The organism is Paenibacillus radicis (ex Gao et al. 2016) (assembly GCF_014641555.1).
Lineage (GTDB): Bacteria > Bacillota > Bacilli > Paenibacillales > Paenibacillaceae > Pristimantibacillus > Pristimantibacillus radicis.
Window position 1 is genome coordinate 100,952 of the sequence record NZ_BMHY01000012.1, and the last position, 22,660, is coordinate 123,611.

Here is a 22,660-nt window from a genome sequence, read left to right on the forward strand (position 1 = left end):
TTGATGAGTTGTTTTTTTGTTGGAATGATTAATGATGTAAAGAGTATGTTACATAGGCCGGTCTAAAGGGGTGTTCAACTACGTTCATCAAGATAATGTTATATAATCTTACACAAATCCATTTACTTCCTTAAATAGGCTGTCTATAATGGAACTATTATAGGCAAAGAGGTGAACTTATGCAGTTGACGGAACGCGAGAAGGAGAAACTGCTTATTACGATTGCAGCCGACTTGGCCAAACGTCGCCTGAATCGCGGAGTGAAGCTAAACTACCCGGAAAGCATCGCACTTATTACCTCTGAATTAATGGAGGGCGCGCGTGACGGTCTGACTGTTGCCGAGCTTATGACTTACGGTACGCGGGTGCTGCGCCGGGATCAGGTAATGCCGGGCATACCGGAGATGATTCATGAAGTTCAAGTGGAGGCGACATTCCCGGATGGCACGAAGCTTGTAACGGTTCACCATCCGATCGCGCAATAACCGAGGGTCGAGGGAGGATGTTGCTATGATACCGGGACAATACCGGACGGCGGCAGGTCATATTACGTTGAATGCCGGACGACGGACGATTGCATGCATCGTTGTGAATACAGGCGACCGCCCTGTGCAGGTCGGCTCGCATTTTCATTTTTTTGAAGTCAACCGGGCTTTGAAGTTTGATCGCGAAGCGGCCTTTGGCATGCGGCTCCATATCCCGGCGGGAACTGCGGTTCGTTTCGAGCCAGGTGAAGAGAAGCCGGTATCACTGGTGGAATTGGGCGGTTCGAAGCTGAGCTATGGTTTAAACGGTTTGACTCAAGGCAAAGCGGAATCCGGAGCCATGCCGGATGAGGTGCGCGCAAGATTGACGGCCTGGGAAGGGGAACGAACATGAGCGAAATGGATCGGCAGAGCTATGCAGCCATGTTCGGGCCGACGGTTGGCGACGCGATACGATTGGCGGATACGGAGCTGTGGGCTCGAATTGAGCACGACTATACCGTATATGGCGATGAGTGCAAGTTTGGCGGGGGGAAAGTCATTCGCGACGGCATGGGACAATCCAGCGGAGCGATTCGGGATGAAGGCGTCCTGGATACACTCATTACGAATGCCATTATTATTGATCATTGGGGTATCGTTAAAGCCGATATCGGCTTGAAAAATGGCGTCATCGTCGGCATCGGCAAAGCCGGCAATCCGGATATTATGGATGGCGTATCGCCGAATATGATCGTTGGAGCCAGCACGGAGGTTATTGCAGGCGAGGGGAAAATCGTGACCGCCGGAGGCATCGATTCGCATATTCACTTTATATGCCCCCAGCAGATTGAGACGGCATTATCCTCTGGCGTTACGACGATGATTGGCGGCGGAACGGGGCCGGCAACGGGGACGAACGCTACTACAGTAACACCCGGCGCTTGGCATATGCGGCGGATGTTGGAGGCTGCAGAGCAGTTTCCGATGAACATTGGTTTTACGGGCAAAGGAAATGCTTCGTTCACCGAGCCGCTTATCGAGCAAATCAAAGCGGGTGCCATTGGCTTGAAGCTTCATGAGGATTGGGGGACAACCCCAGCTGCGATTGACGCTTGTCTGCGAGCCGCTGATCAATATGACATCCAAGTCGCCATCCATTCCGATACTTTGAATGAAGCTGGTTTTATAGAAGATACGCTGGCTGCAATCGGCGGTCGGACCATACATACTTATCATACTGAAGGAGCAGGCGGCGGTCATGCGCCAGATATTATTGTGGCGGCTGGCGAGCTCAACGTGTTGCCTTCATCGACTAACCCGACGCGTCCGTTCACCATTAATACGATAGAAGAGCATCTCGATATGCTGATGGTTTGCCATCACTTGGACAGCCGGATTCCCGAGGATGTAGCCTTTGCTGATTCCCGTATTCGGCCGGAGACGATTGCTGCCGAAGATATTTTACATGATATGGGTGTATTCAGCATGATCAGCTCTGACTCACAAGCGATGGGCCGTGTGGGTGAGGTCGTCATCCGAACTTGGCAAACCGCGGATAAAATGAAAAAGCAGCGCGGGCCGCTTGCACCTGATGATACGGAAAGCGATAACTTCCGAATTAAACGGTATATCGCCAAATACACGATTAATCCGGCTATTACGCACGGTGTCTCGCATTTGGTTGGATCGATCGAAGCGGGCAAATTCGCCGATCTTGTTATTTGGCATCCGATGTTTTTCGGCGTTAAGCCGGATCTAGTCTTAAAGGGCGGCAGCATCGCCTATGCGCAAATGGGAGATCCCAACGCATCGATTCCAACGCCGCAGCCTGTATTCGGCCGTCCGATGTTTGCCGCATACGGCAAGCTGGTGCACAGCAGCTCTATTACCTTCGTGTCGCAAGCGGCGTATGACCTCGGCATAGCTGGCGAACTGGGCCTTCAGAAACGGATTGAGCCCGTTCGCGGCTGCCGCAGCGTGACGAAGAAAGATATGATTCATAATGATGCTACCCCTAAGCTCGAAGTTGATCCGGAAACCTACAAAGTAACGGTCGACGGCGAGCATGTCACTTGCGAGCCATCGGCTGTACTGCCGATGGCGCAGCGTTATTTCTTGTTCTAAGGAAGGCGGCATGATGAGATGATTCCTTGGCTGGCGATGCAGCAGCTTCTCGACTCCGCCTTGCCGATTGGCGGATTCTCCCATTCCTTTGGCTTGGAGACGCTTGTGCAGGAAGGCCGGATGGAGACGACAGCGAAGCTCTATGATTATGCTTCGGCGATGCTGATGCAAAGCTGGGCGACATCCGATGCGATGGTGATCCGGGCCGTATATCGGGATGTTCCTGTTGGAGACTGGAAAGCGTTATGGGCGGTGGAGCGATTCGTCCATGTACAGCGGGTATCGGCGGAGACGAGGAGCGGCGTGGAAAAGATGGGCCGCAGGCTGCTGCAGCTTGCCGTTTCGATCCATCCGCAGCTTCACTGGTCACCATTAACGCAAGGGCTGCGCAGCGGCGAATGTCTAGCGACGCATCCGCTCGTTCACGGCTATGCTTGCTTGCAATTTGGGCTTTCTGAAGAACAAGCCATTCAAGGTTATTTGTATACCTGTATCGTCACCTGCGTGAACAGCGCCTTGCGTCTCATGTCGATGGGTCAGACGGAAGGGCAGGCGCTTATTGCGAGCCTTTCGAAGCTTACTGCAGAGGCGGCTGCCCTCTCGCTCCGTATGGAGCCGGAAGAGGCTTACGCCAATATGCCGATGGCGGAGCTCGGCATGATCCGTCATGAGCGATTGTATTCTCGTTTGTTCATGTCTTGAACATCGGGAGTCTTGAATCTTGAATACCAATTGAAACCATTAATGGAGGGATTGCAATGTGTGAGGGACAAGGACATTCGCATCAACAATGGGAGAAACCGAATTTTGACGGCTCACGTCCGATTCGGGTCGGTATTGGCGGTCCTGTAGGATCGGGGAAAACGGCGCTGGTCGAGCGGATGTCGCGTGAGCTTAGCGGCAAGTACAGCCTTGCCGTTATTACTAATGATATTTATACGAAGGAAGATGCCCGTATTCTGGTCAACACTGGCGTGCTGCCAGAGGAGCGGATTATAGGCGTCGAGACGGGCGGCTGCCCGCATACGGCCATTCGGGAGGACGCGTCGATGAATTTCGAAGCAATCGAAGAGCTGGAGCGCCGCTTTGACGGTTTGGATCTGATTTTCATCGAAAGCGGCGGCGACAACCTGGCTGCGGCGTTCAGCCCAGAGCTGGTCGATCTGTTCATTTACATTATAGACGTGGCCCAAGGCGAGAAAATACCGCGCAAAGGCGGACCTGGTATTATGCGTTCAGACTTGCTTATTATCAACAAAATCGATTTGGCTCCATTTGTTGGCGCCAGCCTTGAAGTGATGGATGCCGACTCCAAGCAGATGCGTGGGAATAAGCCTTTTGTCTTCTCCAATATGCATGGCGGCGATGGTGTCGATGAGATTGTAGGCTGGCTGGAGCATGAGCTTGCCCATGCCCGCGGCGAGGCGCATTCGCATATCATTCAATTGGGCACAGCACCGCATTCGCATTAAGATGGCAAGCCAAGTGTTTCCTTCACATAACAGCTTACAGACGCAAACCTCTGTACTGCGCGCATCCTTTGCAAATGGAGGGGCAGGTACGTTTGTGACCGACAAGTATCATACGGCTCCTATTAAAATCGCCAAAGCTTTTCCACTCGAAGGCCAACTGGGTGTTATCGTTATGGATGTGTCGCCTGGCTTATTGAACGGCGACCGGTATGAGTTCGATTGGCGGGCTTGCGCAAGTACTTATACGTTCATCACCAATCAATCCTATACGAAGGTTCATCCCAGCGAGGAAGAAGGCGGCTCCTCGATGCTGCAAAGCTTCGTTCTTGATGAGGATGCTGTTATCGAGCATATGCCGGAGCCGATTATGCTCTATCAATCAGCGAGACTTGACAATGAAACGCGGGTGACGCTCGCGCCCGGGGCGGTCTGGATGCAGGCGGATGTGTTATGTCCGGGGAGGACGCTTCGCAACGAAGTATTCCGGTACCGGGAGCTTCGCAATTCGTTGACTGTCTATTATGGTGAGGAGCTTATCTTTGTGCAAAGGCAGCGGGTGAAACCCGAGGAACAGATGCTCTCTGCTTCAGGATGCTGGGAAGGACAAACGCACTGGGCGACCTTTTATTTGTTCTCGGATCGCGTTAACGGTACCTTGCTGGAGGTGCTGCAGACGGTGTTGGACCATTTGCCTCCCTTTCAGCAGCATACCGTGCTGGCCGGGGCGACGTTGACGTATCGTCATGGCATTGCCGTATCAGCAGCGTCAACTGCCGCTTGGCCGCTGCAGCAAACGATGAGGCTGCTCTGGCAGGCGGCACGAATGTCGCTGCTGGGCAAGCCGCCGCTATCTTTTTTGAAGAGCTAATGGAAGGACGACTCTTTTCGCCGTTGCGGAAGGAGCCGTTTTTTTTATAGTTTTTTGGCTGAAATAGCGGTCAAAGCTTGGCTCTGCGCGGAAAAAACGGTATTATGAAGAGAATTAAAGGTGATGCGAGGGAATGCGATGGATGAGCGATTGCGTGAAAAGCAAGAGAAGCTTATAGAGATGGATGATGCGTTCCGGCTGCTCCGGCGGCTGATTAATGCGGAATATAACCGGTTTAATGTTCACGGGCTTGGCATGACCGAAGGGAAAATGGTGCTACTGCTCGATGAGCTTGGTCCGCAAAAGGCGTCGGCTATGGCTGAATTGCTTCGGATTACGAGCGGGGCTGTGACGGGCATTGCCGACCGGCTGATTGAACATGGTTATATCGATCGTGCAAGAAGTGATCAGGACCGCCGTATCGTGCTGCTAGAAATTACAGACGAAGGCCGGAAGCTGGTCGGATTTATTCATGAAATGCGCCAACGGATTATGAACGAGCTGTACGACGGGTTCGAAGCGGAAGAGATGGAGCTCGCGACGAAAATGTTTCAGAAGATGTCGCGTAATTTGGAAGCGAAAAGAGAATCGGAATAAAGAGTTTAACCTCTTAATGAGGATAGAAAAAAGAGCTTTTCCGGCTTGAATAAGCGGAAAAGCTCTTTTTATAGTAGAAATTACTCCATTAAGCTTCCGTAGCTTGCTGTCGTTTCAGGGATGCCGGGGTTGTATCTGGTTCTTCAGCTTGACCCGTACGTTTAATGAAGAAGGATAGGAGCAGACCAACAACGCCAATGCCAATAATGACGAGGTATGCATCATTAATCCCTTGAATACTCGCTTCCATCATCATATGCTCCTTGGAATCCGCAGCGCCTGAGGTCATCATTTCCGTAAGATGAGTTTTGGTGCTTGTTGTCATTACCGTGACAAGCAATGCGGTGCCAATTCCGCCGGCTACTTGCTTAATGGTGTTGGAGATTGCTGTACCATGTGCATTGAGCCGTGCAGGAAGCTGGTTTAGTCCGGCTGTTGTAATCGGCATCAGGAACATAGCCATCCCGAAGCGCCGTCCTGTTGACATCAGTACCAAATAGGTATAGCTTGTAGAATCCGTCAGATTGACAAAGCCAATCGTAGTTAGAATGGTAATGATCAGTCCGATAATGGACAGCCATTTCGCTCCGAAACGGTCGAATAGTCTTCCGGTCACTGGCATCATGAAGCCCATCAGAAGCGCACCGGGAAGCATGAGGAGTCCTGACTCCATAGCCGTGTATCCGCGGGCGTTTTGCAAATATAGCGGAAGCAGCATCATATCCGCATACATAACCATTGTGACGACGATATTAATAACGGTCGTCAAGGAGAACATGCTGTATTTGAATGCCCGAAGATCAAGGAGCGGACTTTCGGAGACCAGCTGCCGCCAGGTGAAGAGAGCCAGGGAAACGACCCCTACAGCGATAGATACAAGTACTTCCGCGCTTGACCAGCCCTTGCCTCCGGCGCTGCTAAAGCCGTACAGGATAGCGCCAAAACCGATAGTCGAGAGAATAACACCGATGACATCGACTTTGGGATAGCTGCGTTCAGACACATTCTTCAAATAAATAAAGGCAATCGCAATAATAATAACCGCGAACGGAATCATCCCATAGAACATCGTACGCCATGAATAATGTTCCATCACATAACCTGCGAGCGTAGGCCCGATAGCAGGCGCGAAAATAATAGCGAAACCGACCATTCCCATCGCCGCACCGCGTTTATCTGGCGGGAAAATGGTTAAAACGACTGTCATGAGCAACGGCATAATAATACCGGCTCCGGCGGCTTGAATCAGACGGCCGACCAACAAGAGATCGAAGCTATGCGCTAGAGCCGATACGATGGTTCCACAGAGGAATATCGTCATGGAAGCCTGGAACAGCTCACGTGTCGTGAACCGCTGCATGAGGAACGCTGTGATCGGTATAAGCACTCCGTTTACCAGCATATAACCAGTTGTCAGCCACTGGGCTGTAGACGCTGCAATTTGGAAGTCAGCCATCAGCTCGGGGGTCGCAACTCCCATAATGGTCTGATTCAGTACAGCGATAAAAGCGCCAAGAATCATGACGAACAACAAGGGGCCTTTTTTAATTGAACTGCTGTCAAAGGCTGAATGATTACTCACAATACTCAAATCCCTTCATAAATCTAGATGAATTGAAACTAATAGACACTTTGTTGCATAGTTAACTTAGCGTTATAAATTATAATCAACGCCTTTATAATCTACAAGCAACAGCTTTGCTGAAAATGTTTCATAGTTTACGGCAGCAGGTAAATCGTCGTATAGTGGAACAATAATTTACAAACCGGCACTCAACTGTCGTATAGATTAGCTGAGGGGAAAGGATAGGACATGTCAACAACTTCACCCCGAACCGATCCGCGAGTACTCCGCACGCGCCAATTGATTCGCGAGGCTTTTATTGATTTGCTGCAGGATATTGAGCTGGAAAAAATAACGGTGAATCGGATTGCGGAACGTGCAACGATCAATCGTGTTACGTTCTATCTTCATTACCGGGATATTCCGGACATGGTGGAAAAGATAGCGGATGATATGATTCAGCAAATTGAGGAGATCTTAAATGATGCATCAAATGAATCTCCTGTCAGAGACAAAGATTGGCCCATCTTGTACAAAATGCAAAAACTGATCGAGCATATTGCCGACCATTCAAAATTTTATAAAGTACTGCTCGCTTCAAAACGCATTCCGGTATTTACGGATAATCTGATGAATCTGATGATTAAGCTCATCACCGAGAGAGCCCAGAAACGAGAATCAGCCGCAGTGGTTTCGGCAACCCGCGTGCCTACAGATATTGCAATTTGGTATGGTTCTTCGGCTTTTATAGGAACGATCGTGTACTGGCTTCGCGAAGATATGCCCTACACCCCGGCTTTTCTCGCGAAACAGCTTTCGTTACTGTTTCGGCTGCAATTACCGGATACTAATTAGATGGAATGATCGCAAAGGCCGGAAATGGTAATTAATTGAAATAAAAACGTATTCAATTGTTACAAAATGATGGCAATGATGCATTCTTTTAGCCACAGTTCGACAAAATACTGTAGAATAGATAAGTAATTTGTCGAAATCGAAATAAAAAGATTTATTCCGACAATACAACTGTGGTAAGATGGAATTAAATAAAAATTAGACAGAAGGAATAGGGGAGACTTGAATCAATGAAAAAGACATTATCATTAGTTGTAACGATGTTAGTAATCGTAGCGGTACTTGCTGCATGCGGTTCTAATAACAAAGGCAACAACGCAGGTACAGGCGAGAATGGCGCTGGAGCAGGCAATGACGGCGGCAAGAAAAAACGCATCGCACTTGTTCTTCCTGAAAAAATTGGCGTTAACCCGTTTTTTGCAACGATGGACGAAGGTTTGAAAAAAGCAGGTAAAGATTTCGGCGTAGAAGTAAAAACGATTGAATCGACTGACCCGGCTGCGCTGGAGCAAAACCTGCGTGCTACTGTTGCTGAAAACTATGACCTGATCATTACAGCAACTTTCCAAGCAGAAGATGCTTTGACGAAAGTCGCTACTGAAAATCCGGACAAGCCGTTCGCGATTATCGATACGACGGTTGATCTGCCTAATGTGCGCAGCGTAAAATTCCGTGAGCAAGAAGCAGCTTATGTGCTTGGCGCAGCAGCTGGCCTGTCCACGAAAACAAACGTTGTAGGCGCAGTTGTAGCTATGGACACGCCGTTGTTGAAGAAATATACTTCTGGTTTTGAACAAGGATTGAAAGCAACGAACCCAGATGCTAAGTTCCTTATTAACTATGTAGGCAGCTTCGTGGATTCCCCGAAAGCGAAAGAGCTTGCATTGCTGCAATACTCGCAAAAAGCTGACTTTGTAGCCGGCATGTCCGCAGTAGGCGACCTTGGCGTGTTCGAAGCAGCGAAAGAGAAAAACTTGTACGCTTCTGGACAAGACATCGACCGTACACTTGACGATCCGGAGCATATCGTATTGTCGCAATTGAAAGGTACAGATACTGTAACTTACGAAACGGTTAAAGATTTCGTGGGCGGCAACTTCGAATTCTCTTCGGTTGACTATGGTTTGAAAGAAAAAGGCGTAGGCGTTACATTTATTACGAATGAGACGACGTCCCAACTGAGCCCATTCATTGGCCAAGAGACGGTGGACAAAGTTAAGGCGATTGCAGAAGATATTATTTCTGGTAAAATCGTAGTACAAACTCCGTAGGTTAAAATAGTAAAATACTGCCGGCTGCTGAACGCAGCCGGTTTCCTGTTGCCTACATAAAAAAGGGAGGAGCGATGTTATGCTGCTGCAATTGGACAAAATAACAAAGTCTTACGGCGCCGTTACCGCTAACCGGGAAGTCGACTTCTCGCTGCGTGCGGGTGAAATCCATGCGCTTGTAGGGGAGAACGGCGCTGGAAAAACGACGCTGATGCGTATTTTATACGGCATGGAAACGCCAACCTCCGGTTCGATTACCGTTCAGGGCGAGGAAAAGTTTTTCAGCAGCCCGACGGATGCGATCCGCAGCAAAATCGGCATGGTGCATCAGCATTTCATGCTGTTTCCGTCATTTACAGTAGCTGAAAATATCGTCATTGGCCGAGAACCCTCGAAGGCTGTAGGCTTCGACCGCAAGGAAGCCGCTGCCCAGACGGAAGCGCTTGCCCGTCAATATGGGATGCCGGTAGATCCTTGGCAAAAGGTTGAGAACTGTTCACTCGGTATGCAACAGCGGGTCGAAATATTGAAAGTGCTTCATCAAGGCGCGGAAATTATTATTCTCGATGAACCAACTGCTGTCTTGACGCCGCTGGAAGTGAAAGAACTGCTTGTAGCAATTAAAGCGTTGTCGGCTAAAGGCAAAAGCTTTATTCTCATCAGCCATAAGCTTCAAGAAATTATGGAAGTGGCCGATCGGATTACCGTGCTTCGCGACGGCCGCGTAACGGGAACGGTTAACGCCGAGGATACGAACGTTGAGGAGCTTTCGCGTTTGATGGTCGGCAGAGACCTTGTCGATATGATTCGGGAAACGCCAAAGCCGGGTAAAACGGTGTTGGAGGTTAAAGGACTGACGATTCGGGGCAATCAACTGAATCCGGCGCTTAACGATGTGAACCTGCATGTCCGGGAAGGCGAAATTGTCGGCATTGCCGGTATATCCGGCAACGGTCAGTCCGAGCTGCTGCAAGCCGTTTCGGGTTTGTTGAAGCCGGATGAGGGGGATGTGCTGCTGCTAGGCGAAAGCATGAAGGGGCAGTCCGTCCGGACGATTCGCGAACGCGGCATGGCGCATATTCCGGAGGACCGCTACCAATGGGGCGTTGCCAAAGGGGCAAGCGTATTGGAAAACGGTCTTATGGGACATTATCGCAAATATCAGCGCAACGGCATTCTTCGCGGATCGGCAATTCGTAAGCTAGTCAGCGGCTGGGTACAGCTGTTTGGCATAAAGACGGGTTCGATTTATACGAAAGCACAAAATCTGTCGGGCGGTAACTTGCAGAAGCTCATTGTTGCCAGGGAGCTGGCGCAGAAGACTCCGTTTCTCATAGCGGCAGAGCCTACGCGCGGCGTGGATGTTGGCGCTATGGAAATCATTCATGGCGAGCTGCTGAAGAAAAGGGCAGAGCAAGGTGCGATCCTGCTCGTTTCCTCGGAATTGACTGAAATATTGAAGCTCTCGGATCGCATTCTTGTTATGAATGAAGGCCGAATTGTAGGCGAGCTGCCGGCGGAATCCGCGACCGAGCAGCAAATCAGTTTATTAATGGCAGGAGGAAAAGCGGTTGGATAATCTCAAAAATACGGCGCGTGCGCTGCTTCAGCCGCTTTTGGCCATTATTGTCGGCTTAATCGCTGGTGCTATTGCCATCGCAGTTGTCGGGGGCTCTATATTCGAGACATACGGCGAAATGTGGAAGGGCGCGTTTGGCAGCTTTTACTTCTTCACTAATACGCTTAGCCGGGCCACGCCTATTATTCTGATCGGTCTAGGCGTTGCGCTTGCTTTCCGCGCCGGATTTTTCAATATGGGATCAGAAGGCCAAATGGTGCTGGGCGCATTGAGTGCGGCAGTTACAGCTATTTATTTGCCGGGACCAGGATGGTTGAAGCTTATTGCCGCACTGGTCGCAGGCATTGTTGCTGGCGGATTATGGTCTGCTCTCGCGGGTTGGCTTGACGCCAAGTTTAGAATGAATTTGCTCATTACAACGTTGCTCCTGAACTATGTAGCGGTGCTGTTTGCCGGATATATCGTCTCCTATCCGCTTAAAGACAAATCGGGCTCTGCGGCGATGGCACAGACCGTTATGATCGACAAGGCAGCTTGGCTGCCTAAGCTGTTCCCGGGCATGAGCTTGCATGCCGGTTTTATCCTTGCTGCTGCAGGGGCTATATTGCTTGCTTTGTTCATGCGCCATACGGTTGGCGGCTATGAAGTCCGGATGCTCGGCGGAAATCCGCTCTTTGCCGGGTACGGCGGTGTCAAACGCGGTCAGATGATGATCTACAGCATGCTGGCAAGCGGCGGTTTTGCCGGCTTGGCAGGTGCAGGCGAGGTGCTCGGCACACAGTACCGGTATCTTGACAATGCGTTAACGGCTCCGAGCTATGCTTGGTCGGGTATTATGGCTACGCTGTTAGCGGGATCAAATCCGCTGGGAACAGCACTTGCTGCGATTCTGCTGGCGGCTCTTCAGACCGGTGGCATGGGTGTGGAGCGCAATACGAACGTTCCTCTGGAAGTGTCCAGCATCATTCAAGCGGTTCTTATTTTATTTATATCCGCAAGATTTACGTACTCTTATTTCAAGAAGAAGAAAAAGAAAGCGGGGGCTTCCAATGGACCAGCTGTTTGATGTCTCTTTGTTTGCATCGACGCTCCGTATGGTCACGCCGATTTTGCTGGCGGCGCTAGGCGGCGCATTATGCTCCCGCGTTGGATTGTTTAACGTCGGTCTGGAAGGCTTGATTCTAATCGGCGCTTTCGCGGCGATTGTAGGCAATCATTTGACCGGCAACGTATGGCTTGCTGTCTTGTTTGCGATTGTATGCGTGTCGGTGTTCTCGGCGCTAATGGCATATATGAGTATTCATCTCAAGGCGAATATTATCGTTGTCGGTATCTCGCTGAACTTTTTGGCGGCCGGGCTGACAACCTTCTCCTTAAGGGCTATTTTCAATGTAAAAGGTGCTTTCTACGATAAGGACATGGTTGGCTTGCCGAAATGGGATATTCCGTTGATAAAAGATATTCCATGGCTTGGCGATGTGATCTCTGGTCATTCGCCGCTCGTCTACCTGTCTATCGTGCTTGTATTCGTTCTGCAATATTATTTATTCAAAACCGTATCCGGTTTCCGTCTGCTGGCAGCGGGCGAGAATCCAACTGCGGCGAAAAGCCTTGGCATCAAAGTGACCCGTATTCAATACGGCGCTATTCTGATGTGCGGCGTGCTTTGCGCGCTGGCTGGCGCACAGCTCTCGCTTGGCCAAGTTACGATGTTTACCGAAGGCATGACAGCCGGCCGTGGCTTCATCGCACTGGTTGCCACGATGCTAGGACAATCGAGTCCGCTTGGCGTACTCGGCTCAAGCATGCTCTTCGGCTTGATGGATGCGCTTAGCACGAGACTTCAAGGCTTTTCGGTACCGGTTCATTTTACGATGATGCTGCCTTATCTCGTTACCATTGTTGCGATGTTCTTCTTTAAAGACAAAAGCTATATGCAGGAAGCGCGTAAAGCGAATGAGAGCTCCCGTTAAGCTATAGGAGGATGACACAGACATGAACAAGAAGGCTGAACGATTAAAAAAAGCGCCAGTTCGGGTTGCGGAGGTGGCGCCGGAGCTTGCTCACCGCATACCGCCGGGCCAGACGATTACGGAGCGGTTTCCTATTCTTCATGAGGGCGATGTGCCGAAATATGACTTGTCGACCTGGACGCTTCGCGTGTTCGGGGAAGTGGCGGAGGAGCGGACCTTTACCTTTGATGATCTGATGGCCTTGCCCCAGACGAAGCAAGTGAATGATATTCACTGTGTGACCCGCTGGTCGAAACTGGACACGGAATGGGAAGGCATTCGTTTTATCGATCTTCTGCCTCTGCTGGGCGTCCATGCCGATGCCAAATATGTAATGATCCATGCGGATGAGAACTATGATACAAACCTGCCGCTCGAGGACTTGCTGCTGGACAATGTCATGCTTGCTCACCGCTTTGACGGCGAGCCGTTGACGGACAAGCACGGCTGGCCCCTTCGGTTAGTTGTGCCGCACTTGTATTTCTGGAAAAGCGCGAAATGGATTCGCGGCATCGAATTTATGAAGGAAGACCGTCCTGGCTTCTGGGAACGCAATGGTTTCCACAATTACGCAGACCCGTTCCGCGAGCAGCGGTTCTCCGGTGAGACGATCGATATACCGGAAGACGAATGGGTTCATAAGGAGTTTGATTAATATGCTGTTGTCTATACTACAGGTTCAATCCGAAGATTTGCCGCCGTTTGCGATCGTATGCGGCGATCCATTCCGTGCTGAGAAAATCGCCGGCAAACTTACGAATGCCCGCGAATTGGCATTCAGCCGCGAGTACCGCACCTTTGTCGGTGAATATGACGGTGTCCGTCTTGCCGTTGTCAGTCATGGTGTTGGTTCCCCCGGTGCTGCGGTTTGCTTCGAGGAGCTCATTCGCGGCGGTGTGAAAACGCTGATCCGTGTCGGTACTGCGGGTTCTTACTCCGCTGATCATCCAGCCGGCAGCTTGATCGTCAGCACTGCGGCTGTTCGCGCGGAAGGCTTGACGAGCCAGCTCGTACCGAGCGGCTTCCCTGCCGTAGCCGACAGCGAAGTAACTGCTGCGCTGTACGAGGCGGCAACTGCTGAGGGAGGCATCGTGAAGAAAGGGATCACGGTAACGCTTGATGTGTTCTTCAACGGCGTGGTTGAGATTCCGCACAAGCAATACAAGGCGGCAGGTGTTCTCGCGGTTGAGATGGAAATCGCGGCGTTGTATGTCGTGGCTTCGCTGCGCGGCGTGCGTGCAGGAGCGATTCTGGCGCTGGACGGCTATGCCGATTCCGACCTAGCAGCCGATTACGATCCGCATACGAATGTCGTTGCGGATGCAGTAGAGCGGGAGATTGCGGCTGCGCTTAAATCAATCGCGAAGCTTGCAAAAGCATAAGAGGATAGGGGCGTTGCAGCAAGGAGAAACCTTGCTGCAACGCCTTTTTTTTGTGTGCATGAACAAAGGCATTCGACCATTGCGCAATTCGGTTCAGCCTGCCGTTCTTGCTTCGCCTCTCCAAAATCGCTTTCGCGATAGGGAGATGGATAGAAGCTTCAAAAAGTCAGGCTGAACTCGAATCGCTTCATTTGCTCACTTGCTTACTAGTAGGACATTAATCGCTCATTGCGCAAATCGGTTCAGCCTGCCATTCTTGCTTCGCATCTCTTAATCGCTTTCGCGATAGGGAGATGGATAGAAGCTTCAAAAAGTCAGGCTGAACTCGAATTGCTCTATTCGCTCACTTACTAGCAACAGCCAACCAATAATCGCTCACTGCGCAAATCGGTCCAGCCTGCCATTCTTGCTTCGCATCTCTTAATCGCTTTCGCGATAGGAAGATGGATAGAAGCTGCAAAAAGTCAGGCTGAACTCGAATCGCTTCATTCGCTCACATGCTTACTATTAGAACATTAACTCACTGCGCAAATCGGTCCAGCCTGCCACTGCTTCGCATCTCCTAATCGCTTCCGCGATAGGGAGATGGATAGAAGCTGCAAAAAGTCAGGCTGAACTCGAATCGCTCCATTCACTCATACACCTGCTGATGGTGCGTTCGTATAACTAACTTGCTGCTAGATTAGTCACAACGCTCGGAGTAACTTTTATCTGCTATTAGATGGGATTTGTTGTTTTTAAGTAATAGTTACTGTTTTGGTATTGCTTCCATTTCTGAATGATATCGGGGTTTAGATAGTTTTTCTTAGGATTTGTTTTTTAGCGAAGCGGGTTCGCAAATCAACGAAGGCAATTTCGCTAATTAGCAGGTAAGGTGGTTCAACCGAGAGGACAGCGAATTAAATTTCGCAAATGGAGAACCTGGGTTCACGGAAAGCGAAACTGGCTTCGCTAAACGACTGTTGCGGCCTCAAACGAATGTGTACAACGAAGCGGGGTTCACTAAATAGCGAATGAGCTTCGTTGGAGAAATCGTAAAGTTAGTTGGAGGCGCTAGCCAGTAGAGAATAGCGTGTTGCAGCAATTTGCTTCACTATAAAGCTTCAATGGCAGTCTAGGCATTGGAATTGGAAGGAGCGGTTTAGAGCAAATGGAGCGGATTCGAGTGCAGACTGACTTTTTGCAGCTTCTATCCATCATATAGCGCGATAGCGAATATAGTGATGGAAGCAAGAATGGCAGGCTGGACCGAAATCCGCGTAATGAGCGCTAGACCGCAGGATTGTTGAGTAAGCGAAGAAAGTTTTGAGAAGAATGGCAGGCTGAACCGAAATCCGCGCAATGAGCGTCAGCCCGCAGGAATGTCGTGGAAGAGAAGCAAGTTTTGAAAAAGAAGCAGCAGGCTGGACCGAAATCCGCGCAATGAGCGTCAGCCCGCAGGATTGTCGAGTAAGCGAAGTAAGCTTTGAATAAGAAGCAGCAGGCAGCACCGAAATCCGCGCAATGAGCATCAGCCCCGCAGCTTGTTAGTCCAGCCGCGTTGTTTCAAGCCTTGTTCCCCGATGAGCAGCTGTGATATGATGCGGTAGTACAATTGAATAAATGCTGCGGCGTATTGTACATTTTCCGTCGCAGGAGAGGTTCGCGAACTCCCTCTATAAAAAACTAAGGAAGAAATGGCTCTCCTTTGGTGATCCATTTTTTTCATTTTATGGACAAAATCAGTATCGTTCGGGGAATCTCTCTCTCAACAAAAGGGAGGAGATCAAGAAATGAAACAAGGAAAAGCAATCGTCGTTTTTAGCGGCGGACAAGACAGCACGACCTGCCTGTTCTGGGCGCTGGAGAGGTATGAGGAAGTGCAGGCGGTGACGTTCAATTACGGACAGCGGCACGCGCTGGAGCTTGAATGCGCCGCGGCCATCGCTGCGGAGCTAGGGGTGCAGCATCATGTGCTGGACATGTCGCTCTTGAATCAGCTTGCGCCAAATGCGCTTACGAGAGCGGATATCGCAATCGAGGAGCAGGAAAACGGAGTACCTACGACGTCCGTAGACGGACGTAATCTATTGTTCCTTAGCTTTGCGGCGGTGCTGGCGAAGCAGATTGGGGCAAAATCAATCATAACGGGTGTATGCGAGACGGATTTTAGCGGTTACCCGGATTGCCGGGACGTATTTATTAAATCGTTAAATGTAACGTTGAATTTGTCGATGGATTATCCGTTTGTTATTGAGACGCCATTAATGTGGCTGGATAAAGCAGAAACGTGGGAGTTGGCCGATAAGCTTGGCGCCTTTGAGTTCGTACGCGGGAAGACACTGACCTGCTACAACGGCGTTATAGCTGACGGCTGCGGAGAATGTCCCGCTTGCAAGCTGCGGCGCCAAGGGCTGGAGCGTTATCTCGCGAAAGCAGGTGCTGCAGAATGATGCAGCAGATTTATCCGCAAACACCGCATCCCTACCAATATGAACTAAACAAAGATTTGCACTTTGCGGCTGCCCACTTTATTCCGACCGAGGAAGCGGGCAAATGCGCACGCGTGCATGGACATACGTATTTCACCAATGTGACGATAGCTGGAGATATGCTCGACAGCTCTGGCTTTCTCGTCAATTTTTCAGCGATTAAGAAACTTATCCACGACCGGTTCGATCATGGCATATTGAATGATCATGCCGACTTGTTCGGCGTATCGAGGTCTGAGAATGGGAACGCCGGCGAAGCCGATTATCCGACGACGGAAGTAGTGGCCCGGACGATCTGCGAGCTGGTTCAAGCTTATTTGGACAAAACAGCCAACAAGCCGGTCTGCATCCAAGTGTATTTACGCGAGACGCCGTCAAGCTATGTCGTCTATCGTCCCAGGAGGGCGGCAGCGAATGGGTGAGAAACGGATACCTGTCATGGAAATATTCGGCCCGACCGTACAGGGTGAAGGAATGGTCATCGGGCAAAAGACGATGTTTGTCCGTACGGCCGGCTGCGACTATTCATGCTCGTGGTGCGATTCTGCTTTTACATGGGATGGTTCGGGCAAGGATTCGATTCGGATGTTGACAGCCCGGGAGACGCTGGCTGAGCTGCGAGAGATTGGCGGAGAAGCTTTCTCGCATGTAACGCTGTCGGGCGGAAACCCGGCGCTGCTTCCGTCTATGGGGGAGCTAGTTGATCTGCTTCATGCAGAGGGCATGCGTGTAGCAGTAGAGACGCAAGGAAGCCGCTGGCAGCCATGGCTGCTCAATATTGATGATGTAACGCTTTCCCCTAAGCCGCCAAGCTCTGGTATGGCGACCGACTGGAGTGCGCTAGACGATCTTGTTGGCAAGCTCGAGGAGAACGGGAGCGCGTTTAGCTTGAAAGTGGTTATTTTCAACCGGGAAGATTTGCAATATGCAGTGGACGTTCACCGCCGCTATCCGTCGGTACCGTTCTATGTGCAATCGGGTAATGACGACTTGATCGAGACAGACAACGGCATTATGCTCCGCAAGCTGCTCGCCCGCTATGAATGGCTGGTCGGCGAAGTGATGCAAAGCGAGGAACTACAGGCGGTCCGGGTGCTGCCTCAGCTTCACGCATGGGTTTGGGGCAATAAACGGGGCGTTTGACAATCGCTTATTAGAAGAGAGGAGCTTTACCATATGACAGGAAGAGAAGAAGAGGAATTGCAAGGCATTAGTTTGTTAGGTAATCAAGGGACGAAATATCCTTCACAGTATACGCCATCCATTCTGGAGGCATTTGATAATAAGCATCCGTATCGCGATTATTTCGTCAAATTCAATTGTCCGGAGTTTACGAGTCTATGCCCGATGACGGGACAGCCGGATTTTGCTACTATCTATATTTCCTATATTCCGGATATCCGGATGGTGGAAAGCAAATCTCTTAAATTGTATTTATTCAGTTTCCGCAATCATGGAGACTTTCACGAGGACTGTGTCAATATTATAATGAATGATTTGATTGAGCTGATGCAGCCGAGATATATCGAGGTGTGGGGTAAATTTACGCCGCGCGGCGGCATCTCAATCGATCCATATTGCAACTATGGCAAGCCGGGAACCAAATTCGAGCAAATGGCCGAACAGCGATTGTTCAACCATGATCTCTATCCCGAGAAGGTAGATAACAGATAGAAAGCTGGTAGGAACAACTGTCTCGCAAGGCATTAACACAAGCAATGCATGGCCTCTCTCCGTATACTATATTAGACCAATTGGAAAGGAGCCTACCAAATGTCTTGTCGTCCTTGCGATCCGTTTTGCCCTACCGTTCGGGTGTATGATCCCCCTGTAACCGTGTATAATGATGTCTTTCATCCGCAAATCGTCGAAGTTGTTCATCGCGTTAATGTCGTGAACCGTCATCATTGTGTTCCGTGCGAGAAACATCTCTATGAGTATTGCTATCATAATGAAGAAGTTTCGAACGAGGGAGAGCACAATAATCATCACCGCAGCCGCAGTAATCGCAGCAGAAGCAGATATGCCGGCGTTTCGAAAGTGAAAGCAGCTGCTAAAAATAAAAATAAGAAAAAGAAATAATTTTCGCTTAGTATAAAACGAAATGGGAGACACCCGTCGCACTCGGCAACGAGCTGGCGACGGGTTTTTTTTGCGCTAAGAACGGACTGGTCAGTTCCTTAATGATTGTTGCCGGATGCGTTTCCTTTTTTGTCGGACGATTTGGTCGTCGTGTTTTTGTTTCCGTGGCCTTGTTGTTTCGCCATAGAGATTCACCGCCTTTCTTTATGGAATGATATTTCTAGTTCAGTTTGTGTTACCGGTGAGAAATTTAGACAAAAAAAGCCGCAGCTTCATTACTCGCGTTGTACGCGGGATGAAACTGCGGCTTTGCATATGTTGAAAGTTATTACGCTTTGCGGATGGCGACAACGCCCTTGCCCGCAATCGAGGCGAACAGGGTGCCGTCTGGTCCAAATGCGGGAGCGGATAGCGCACCCTTAACCGGGGCAATAGCGAATGGCTCAGCTTTAGCGAATGATGCTCCGGAAGCGGTCAGGACGTACAGACCGTTGTTGCCAAAAGGTGCATAAGCGCCGTTATTGAGGCGTTCCGCCGGCATGCGCGACGAGAGCCACAGGCGGCCGGCCGAGTCGAAGGCGACACCGTCCGGTGAGCTGAAGCCTGCTTGGCGGCCACCGGCTACAGTTAAATCGGATTCAAACGTGTCTGCTCCGGCATCATGCCCGGATTCGACAAGCCTGAGAACTGTACCAAAGCCGTTTCCGGAAGCAGCACTGCCGGTCTGGGAGATAAATACCGATCCGTCAGCTGGATGGATGGCAATCCCGGCGGATTGATCGAGCGCGGTCGCACCGAGCACAAGAGCGGTTTCTTGCGCATAGGCGAGCACGTCGGCTTCGCTTTGTAGTGCCTTCAGCAAGTCCTCGCGCAGCGGGTCAACGCCGATTGGCATGCGGAAAGCGGGATTCGACAGCTTGGCCCGCGCTGATTTGGCGGTTAAGGGGATCCAGCGTCCGCCGCTAAGGTCGGCTGCGTAGAGCTGTCCTTCCTCGAGCAGTGCCGAATTTCCTTTGCCTAGCAAAGGATCATATTTGCCATTGCTAATGTACTTGAACAGTGCGCGGTCGCTTCCCATATACACGGCAACTCTGCGGTCGCGTGTCAACGCGATCGCCGCATCGCCGTGGTCGAAACGACCGAGCGACGTATGCTTGCGTGTGGAAAATAACGAGTCGTTCGGGTCAGCTTCAGCCATCCAACCTACGGACAGCGGATTCAAGCCCGCTTTAGCAGCACCCGCATCAAGTGTGCGTTCACCCGCGAGTACAGTACCCCATGGCGTGCGTCCGCCGGAACCGTTGCTCCACAGTCCTTGCGCGACAGTTGCATTATGTATAGCCTTTGAGCCTTTGGCGGGACCAGTTAGGGCGATACGGTCGAGCGTGCTGATGCGTTTAGACTCAGAAACGGTCCATGCGCTTGAATCGTCAAGTCGCGTAATCTTGTAGATCGTTGCGCCCCTGCTTTGAACGGCTGCATCGTCCGTATGGGCAACCCATAGCGTACCTTCGTTCCCGGTTTGTCCCGGCCAGTAGCTGATATAACGTCCGCCTGATTCAGTCCCCGCAGCAAGCCAGTCCGCCTTATAGCCATTTGCGATAGACAGTTGATCGGCAGACGTAATTTGCAAAGCGGGGAACGGCAGCGCAGAAGGCGCCGAAAGCTTGGCCGAAGCCGCTTCGGCTTTGCCGATCAGCGGATCAAGACCGGTTGCGGATACCGCAAGCGCTGCTGCCCCGGAACCGAGAAAAGCGAGAAAGGAGCGTCGTGACACTTCTTTTTTAGATTCCATTATTAACCTCCGATATTTAACCGAGTCCTTTTAGAAAAAACCATCTAGCAATAAGATAGCATACTTAAGAGATTCTATGAACATTTTTTGTAAAAAAATCGATGCAAAACCGATAGGTTAGATGTACTATGTACATATAGCAAAAAAGCTCGATACAACGGTGTTTATGTCAGTTTTTTAGGTGAAAGAGATACAGGCGGCCTATTAGGTTTCATCCTAAAAAGGAGGGGAATTATGCATTTGCGTCCGGCAACACTCGAAGACGAACCATTCCGTTACGAGACGTTTGCCGTTACAAAGCGTGAAGAGATAGCATCCTGGGGATTTGGTGCAAACGAAGCGGAGCAATTGGTGCAATTTCAATACCGGGCTAGGGAGGCATCATACTCGGCTGCATATCCCGATGCGAAGTACATGATTGTTTGCGTGGAGGAGCGGCGGGCGGGTGTATTGCGTGTTCATTACGGAGCTAATGCGATCACACTTGTGGACATTGCCTTAGCAACGGATATGAGGGGCAATGGACTTGGAACGAAAGTCTTGACAGGGCTGCAGGCGGATGCGGCTTCTTTAAGCCAGCCTATTCTTTTGCAGGTGGACAATAGTAATATAGCTGCGCGAAGGCTTTACCTTAAGCATGGCTTTGAAGTGAACAAGGCCGAAGAGGTATACACATCTATGAAGTGGATGCCTTCTACACAGCGACAAGCAGCAAAATAGCTAGGAAACAGCAGGAAAGGTTGGAAAATGTGATGACGACGGAACCTTCTTTGTCATTTTATAAGGAGGCAGCTGGCAGCAGTTTTCAAGTGATTGGAACCGAGCCGCCGCTTGAACTAGAGCTTGTTGAAGTAGAAGATAAGGGAATAACGAGCGGCTATGAACAGTTTACACTCTTATTTCGAGGACCGCTGCAGCCTTTCATTCCGCAGCAGACGCTGCAGTTGCGGACACAGACAGTGGACGTTGCGATATTTATCGTTCCTGTTGCCCAAGATGCGGAAGGCACCCGATACGAAGCGGTGTTCAGCCGCCTGGCGCAGGATTAATATAAAGGAGGATTATCATGTCACAACCATATGTAGGGGAAATCCGGATGTTCGGCGGCAATTTTGCCCCTGCTGGCTGGGCGTTTTGCAACGGGCAAGAAATATCGATTTCGGAAAATGACACATTGTTTAATTTGATCGGAACCACGTACGGCGGGGACGGGACTAATACGTTTAAGCTTCCGGATCTGCAGGGGCGTATTCCTATTCATTTGGGTAACGATGAGCAGAACAGTTATGTAATAGGACAATCTGCCGGTGTGGAGAGCACAAATTTAACCGTGCAGCAAATTCCTCGGCATAACCATGGTCTCGCTGCGCGCGCGGAACAAGGAAACACCAGCAATCCTTCCAATGCGGTACTCGCGATGTCTTCACTAACTCCTTATTCGCAATCGGGAGCGTCGTCAACTGGAAGTATGCATGCCTCGTCAATGGCAGCGGCTGGAGGAAGCCAGCCGCATAACAATATGCAGCCTTATCTTTGCGTGAACTTTATTATTTCACTGTATGGTGTTTATCCAAGCTAATCTTAACGGACAGATGAAGGAAGGAGAAGAATAATGGGACAACCATATATGGGTGAAATTAAGCTCTATACATTCAATTTTGTGCCGAGAGGTTGGGCAGCATGCAACGGGCAACTGTTGGCCATAAATCAAAATCAAGCGTTATACTCCCTCTTAGGAACAACTTATGGAGGAGATGGAGTAACCAATTTCGGTCTGCCTGATTTGCGAGGGAAGGTGCCGATCCATTTTGGAGCGGGTTTCGTGCAAGGCCAAGCCAGCGGTAAAACTGCACATACGTTAACCCCTCAAGAGCTTCCGCTACATAATCATCCGCTACAGGGGAAGGCGACAGCGGCAACTAGCAGCTCGCCGCAAGACGCGGTCTGGGCGGCCCCTGCTGTCAGCGCTTATCATACGGCTGGAAACGGTATCAATGCGGCGCTTAATGCTGCTGTAACAGACTATGTCGGAGGAAATCAAGCGCATAACAATATGCAACCGTATTTAACTTTGAATTTCTGTATTTGCATCACAGGAATATTCCCGTCTAGAGATTAAAG

The 22,660-nt window shown here is 50.3% G+C and carries 25 protein-coding genes and 1 riboswitch; of the genes, 23 read left to right on the forward strand and 2 right to left on the reverse strand.

Annotation, left to right across the window (positions count from 1 at the left end; genetic code table 11):
* Window positions 1–179 precede the first annotated feature (179 nt).
* The 7 genes from IEX98_RS23585 (at window position 180) to IEX98_RS23615 (ending at window position 5,528) form a co-directional block, all read left to right on the forward strand.
* Window positions 180–485, forward strand: a complete 306-nt coding sequence (locus IEX98_RS23585) for an urease subunit gamma (RefSeq protein WP_188892122.1) — start codon at window positions 180–182, stop codon at window positions 483–485.
* A gap of 25 nt (window positions 486–510) precedes the next feature.
* Window positions 511–879, forward strand: a complete 369-nt coding sequence (gene ureB / locus IEX98_RS23590) for an urease subunit beta (protein WP_188892124.1) — start codon at window positions 511–513, stop codon at window positions 877–879.
* Window positions 876–2,591, forward strand: a complete 1,716-nt coding sequence (gene ureC, locus IEX98_RS23595; protein ID WP_188892126.1) for an urease subunit alpha — start codon at window positions 876–878, stop codon at window positions 2,589–2,591. Before ureB ends, ureC begins: the two co-directional genes overlap by 4 nt.
* A gap of 18 nt (window positions 2,592–2,609) precedes the next feature.
* Complete coding sequence (locus IEX98_RS23600) at window positions 2,610–3,293, forward strand: urease accessory protein UreF (protein WP_229692356.1); 684 nt, start codon at window positions 2,610–2,612, stop codon at window positions 3,291–3,293.
* Between the two features lie 56 nt (window positions 3,294–3,349).
* Window positions 3,350–4,063 carry an urease accessory protein UreG gene (gene ureG / locus IEX98_RS23605; RefSeq protein ID WP_188892128.1) on the forward strand — a complete coding sequence of 238 codons (714 nt, stop codon included), beginning with the start codon at window positions 3,350–3,352 and terminating at the stop codon, window positions 4,061–4,063.
* The gene (locus IEX98_RS23610) at window positions 3,990–4,931 is read left to right on the forward strand and encodes an urease accessory protein UreD (RefSeq protein WP_229692357.1); all 942 of its coding nucleotides are present in this window, start codon (window positions 3,990–3,992) and stop codon (window positions 4,929–4,931) included. Before ureG ends, IEX98_RS23610 begins: the two co-directional genes overlap by 74 nt.
* A gap of 123 nt (window positions 4,932–5,054) precedes the next feature.
* Window positions 5,055–5,528 (forward strand): MarR family winged helix-turn-helix transcriptional regulator, encoded by a 474-nt coding sequence (locus IEX98_RS23615; protein WP_229692359.1) that lies wholly within the window; start codon window positions 5,055–5,057, stop codon window positions 5,526–5,528.
* A gap of 88 nt (window positions 5,529–5,616) precedes the next feature.
* On the opposite strand, the gene IEX98_RS23620 is transcribed toward IEX98_RS23615, so the two are convergent.
* Window positions 5,617–7,050, reverse strand: a complete 1,434-nt coding sequence (locus tag IEX98_RS23620) for a DHA2 family efflux MFS transporter permease subunit (RefSeq protein ID WP_188892179.1) — start codon at window positions 7,048–7,050, stop codon at window positions 5,617–5,619.
* A 291-nt stretch (window positions 7,051–7,341) separates the two neighbouring features.
* Between IEX98_RS23620 and IEX98_RS23625 the strand changes: the two genes are divergently transcribed.
* The 12 genes from IEX98_RS23625 to IEX98_RS23680 all read left to right on the forward strand — a co-directional run bounded on the left by IEX98_RS23625 (window position 7,342) and on the right by IEX98_RS23680 (window position 18,744).
* Complete coding sequence (locus tag IEX98_RS23625) at window positions 7,342–7,947, forward strand: TetR/AcrR family transcriptional regulator (RefSeq protein ID WP_188892131.1); 606 nt, start codon at window positions 7,342–7,344, stop codon at window positions 7,945–7,947.
* 230 nt (window positions 7,948–8,177) lie between these two features.
* Window positions 8,178–9,218 (forward strand): BMP family lipoprotein, encoded by a 1,041-nt coding sequence (locus IEX98_RS23630; RefSeq protein ID WP_188892132.1) that lies wholly within the window; start codon window positions 8,178–8,180, stop codon window positions 9,216–9,218.
* A gap of 79 nt (window positions 9,219–9,297) precedes the next feature.
* On the forward strand, window positions 9,298–10,797 hold the full coding sequence (locus tag IEX98_RS23635) for an ABC transporter ATP-binding protein (protein ID WP_188892133.1): 1,500 nt from the start codon (window positions 9,298–9,300) through the stop codon (window positions 10,795–10,797).
* Entirely contained in the window at window positions 10,790–11,863 is a 1,074-nt protein-coding gene (locus IEX98_RS23640) for an ABC transporter permease (protein WP_188892135.1), read from the forward strand. The genes IEX98_RS23635 and IEX98_RS23640 overlap by 8 nt, the downstream gene beginning before the upstream one ends.
* A complete protein-coding gene (locus tag IEX98_RS23645; RefSeq protein ID WP_188892137.1) occupies window positions 11,847–12,770 on the forward strand; it encodes an ABC transporter permease in 924 nt (307 codons plus the stop codon). The genes IEX98_RS23640 and IEX98_RS23645 overlap by 17 nt, the downstream gene beginning before the upstream one ends.
* 22 nt (window positions 12,771–12,792) lie before the next feature.
* Window positions 12,793–13,464 (forward strand): sulfite oxidase-like oxidoreductase, encoded by a 672-nt coding sequence (locus IEX98_RS23650; protein WP_188892139.1) that lies wholly within the window; start codon window positions 12,793–12,795, stop codon window positions 13,462–13,464.
* Between the two features lies 1 nt (window position 13,465).
* Window positions 13,466–14,191: a nucleoside phosphorylase gene (locus tag IEX98_RS23655; RefSeq protein ID WP_188892140.1), complete on the forward strand. Its 726-nt coding sequence runs from the start codon at window positions 13,466–13,468 to the stop codon at window positions 14,189–14,191.
* A 1,631-nt stretch (window positions 14,192–15,822) separates the two neighbouring features.
* A riboswitch (PreQ1 riboswitch) is annotated at window positions 15,823–15,866 on the forward strand.
* Window positions 15,867–15,963: 97 nt separating this feature from the next.
* Window positions 15,964–16,623, forward strand: a complete 660-nt coding sequence (gene queC, locus IEX98_RS23660) for a 7-cyano-7-deazaguanine synthase QueC (protein WP_188892142.1) — start codon at window positions 15,964–15,966, stop codon at window positions 16,621–16,623.
* A complete protein-coding gene (locus IEX98_RS23665) occupies window positions 16,620–17,084 on the forward strand; it encodes a 6-pyruvoyl trahydropterin synthase family protein (RefSeq protein WP_188892143.1) in 465 nt (154 codons plus the stop codon). The genes queC and IEX98_RS23665 overlap by 4 nt, the downstream gene beginning before the upstream one ends.
* Window positions 17,077–17,805 (forward strand): 7-carboxy-7-deazaguanine synthase QueE, encoded by a 729-nt coding sequence (gene queE, locus IEX98_RS23670; protein ID WP_188892144.1) that lies wholly within the window; start codon window positions 17,077–17,079, stop codon window positions 17,803–17,805. Before IEX98_RS23665 ends, queE begins: the two co-directional genes overlap by 8 nt.
* A gap of 33 nt (window positions 17,806–17,838) precedes the next feature.
* Window positions 17,839–18,336 carry a preQ(1) synthase gene (queF, locus tag IEX98_RS23675; RefSeq protein WP_188892145.1) on the forward strand — a complete coding sequence of 166 codons (498 nt, stop codon included), beginning with the start codon at window positions 17,839–17,841 and terminating at the stop codon, window positions 18,334–18,336.
* 99 nt (window positions 18,337–18,435) lie between these two features.
* Window positions 18,436–18,744, forward strand: a complete 309-nt coding sequence (locus IEX98_RS23680; RefSeq protein WP_188892181.1) for a hypothetical protein — start codon at window positions 18,436–18,438, stop codon at window positions 18,742–18,744.
* A gap of 328 nt (window positions 18,745–19,072) precedes the next feature.
* Here the strand turns inward: IEX98_RS23680 and IEX98_RS23685 are convergent, their stop codons facing one another.
* Entirely contained in the window at window positions 19,073–20,539 is a 1,467-nt protein-coding gene (locus tag IEX98_RS23685; RefSeq protein ID WP_188892180.1) for a PhoX family protein, read from the reverse strand.
* Window positions 20,540–20,773: 234 nt separating this feature from the next.
* On the opposite strand from IEX98_RS23685, the gene IEX98_RS23690 reads away from it, so the two are divergent.
* Genes IEX98_RS23690 through IEX98_RS23705 form a run of 4 tightly spaced genes read left to right on the forward strand, consistent with a single transcriptional unit; the run spans window position 20,774 to window position 22,658 of the window.
* The gene (locus IEX98_RS23690; RefSeq protein ID WP_188892147.1) at window positions 20,774–21,259 is read left to right on the forward strand and encodes a GNAT family N-acetyltransferase; all 486 of its coding nucleotides are present in this window, start codon (window positions 20,774–20,776) and stop codon (window positions 21,257–21,259) included.
* 32 nt (window positions 21,260–21,291) lie between these two features.
* Complete coding sequence (locus IEX98_RS23695; RefSeq protein WP_188892149.1) at window positions 21,292–21,588, forward strand: DUF6916 family protein; 297 nt, start codon at window positions 21,292–21,294, stop codon at window positions 21,586–21,588.
* 17 nt (window positions 21,589–21,605) lie between these two features.
* Window positions 21,606–22,118, forward strand: coding sequence for a phage tail protein (locus IEX98_RS23700; RefSeq protein ID WP_188892151.1), 513 nt, complete (start codon window positions 21,606–21,608; stop codon window positions 22,116–22,118).
* A gap of 33 nt (window positions 22,119–22,151) precedes the next feature.
* On the forward strand, window positions 22,152–22,658 hold the full coding sequence (locus IEX98_RS23705; protein ID WP_188892153.1) for a phage tail protein: 507 nt from the start codon (window positions 22,152–22,154) through the stop codon (window positions 22,656–22,658).
* Window positions 22,659–22,660 lie beyond the last annotated feature (2 nt).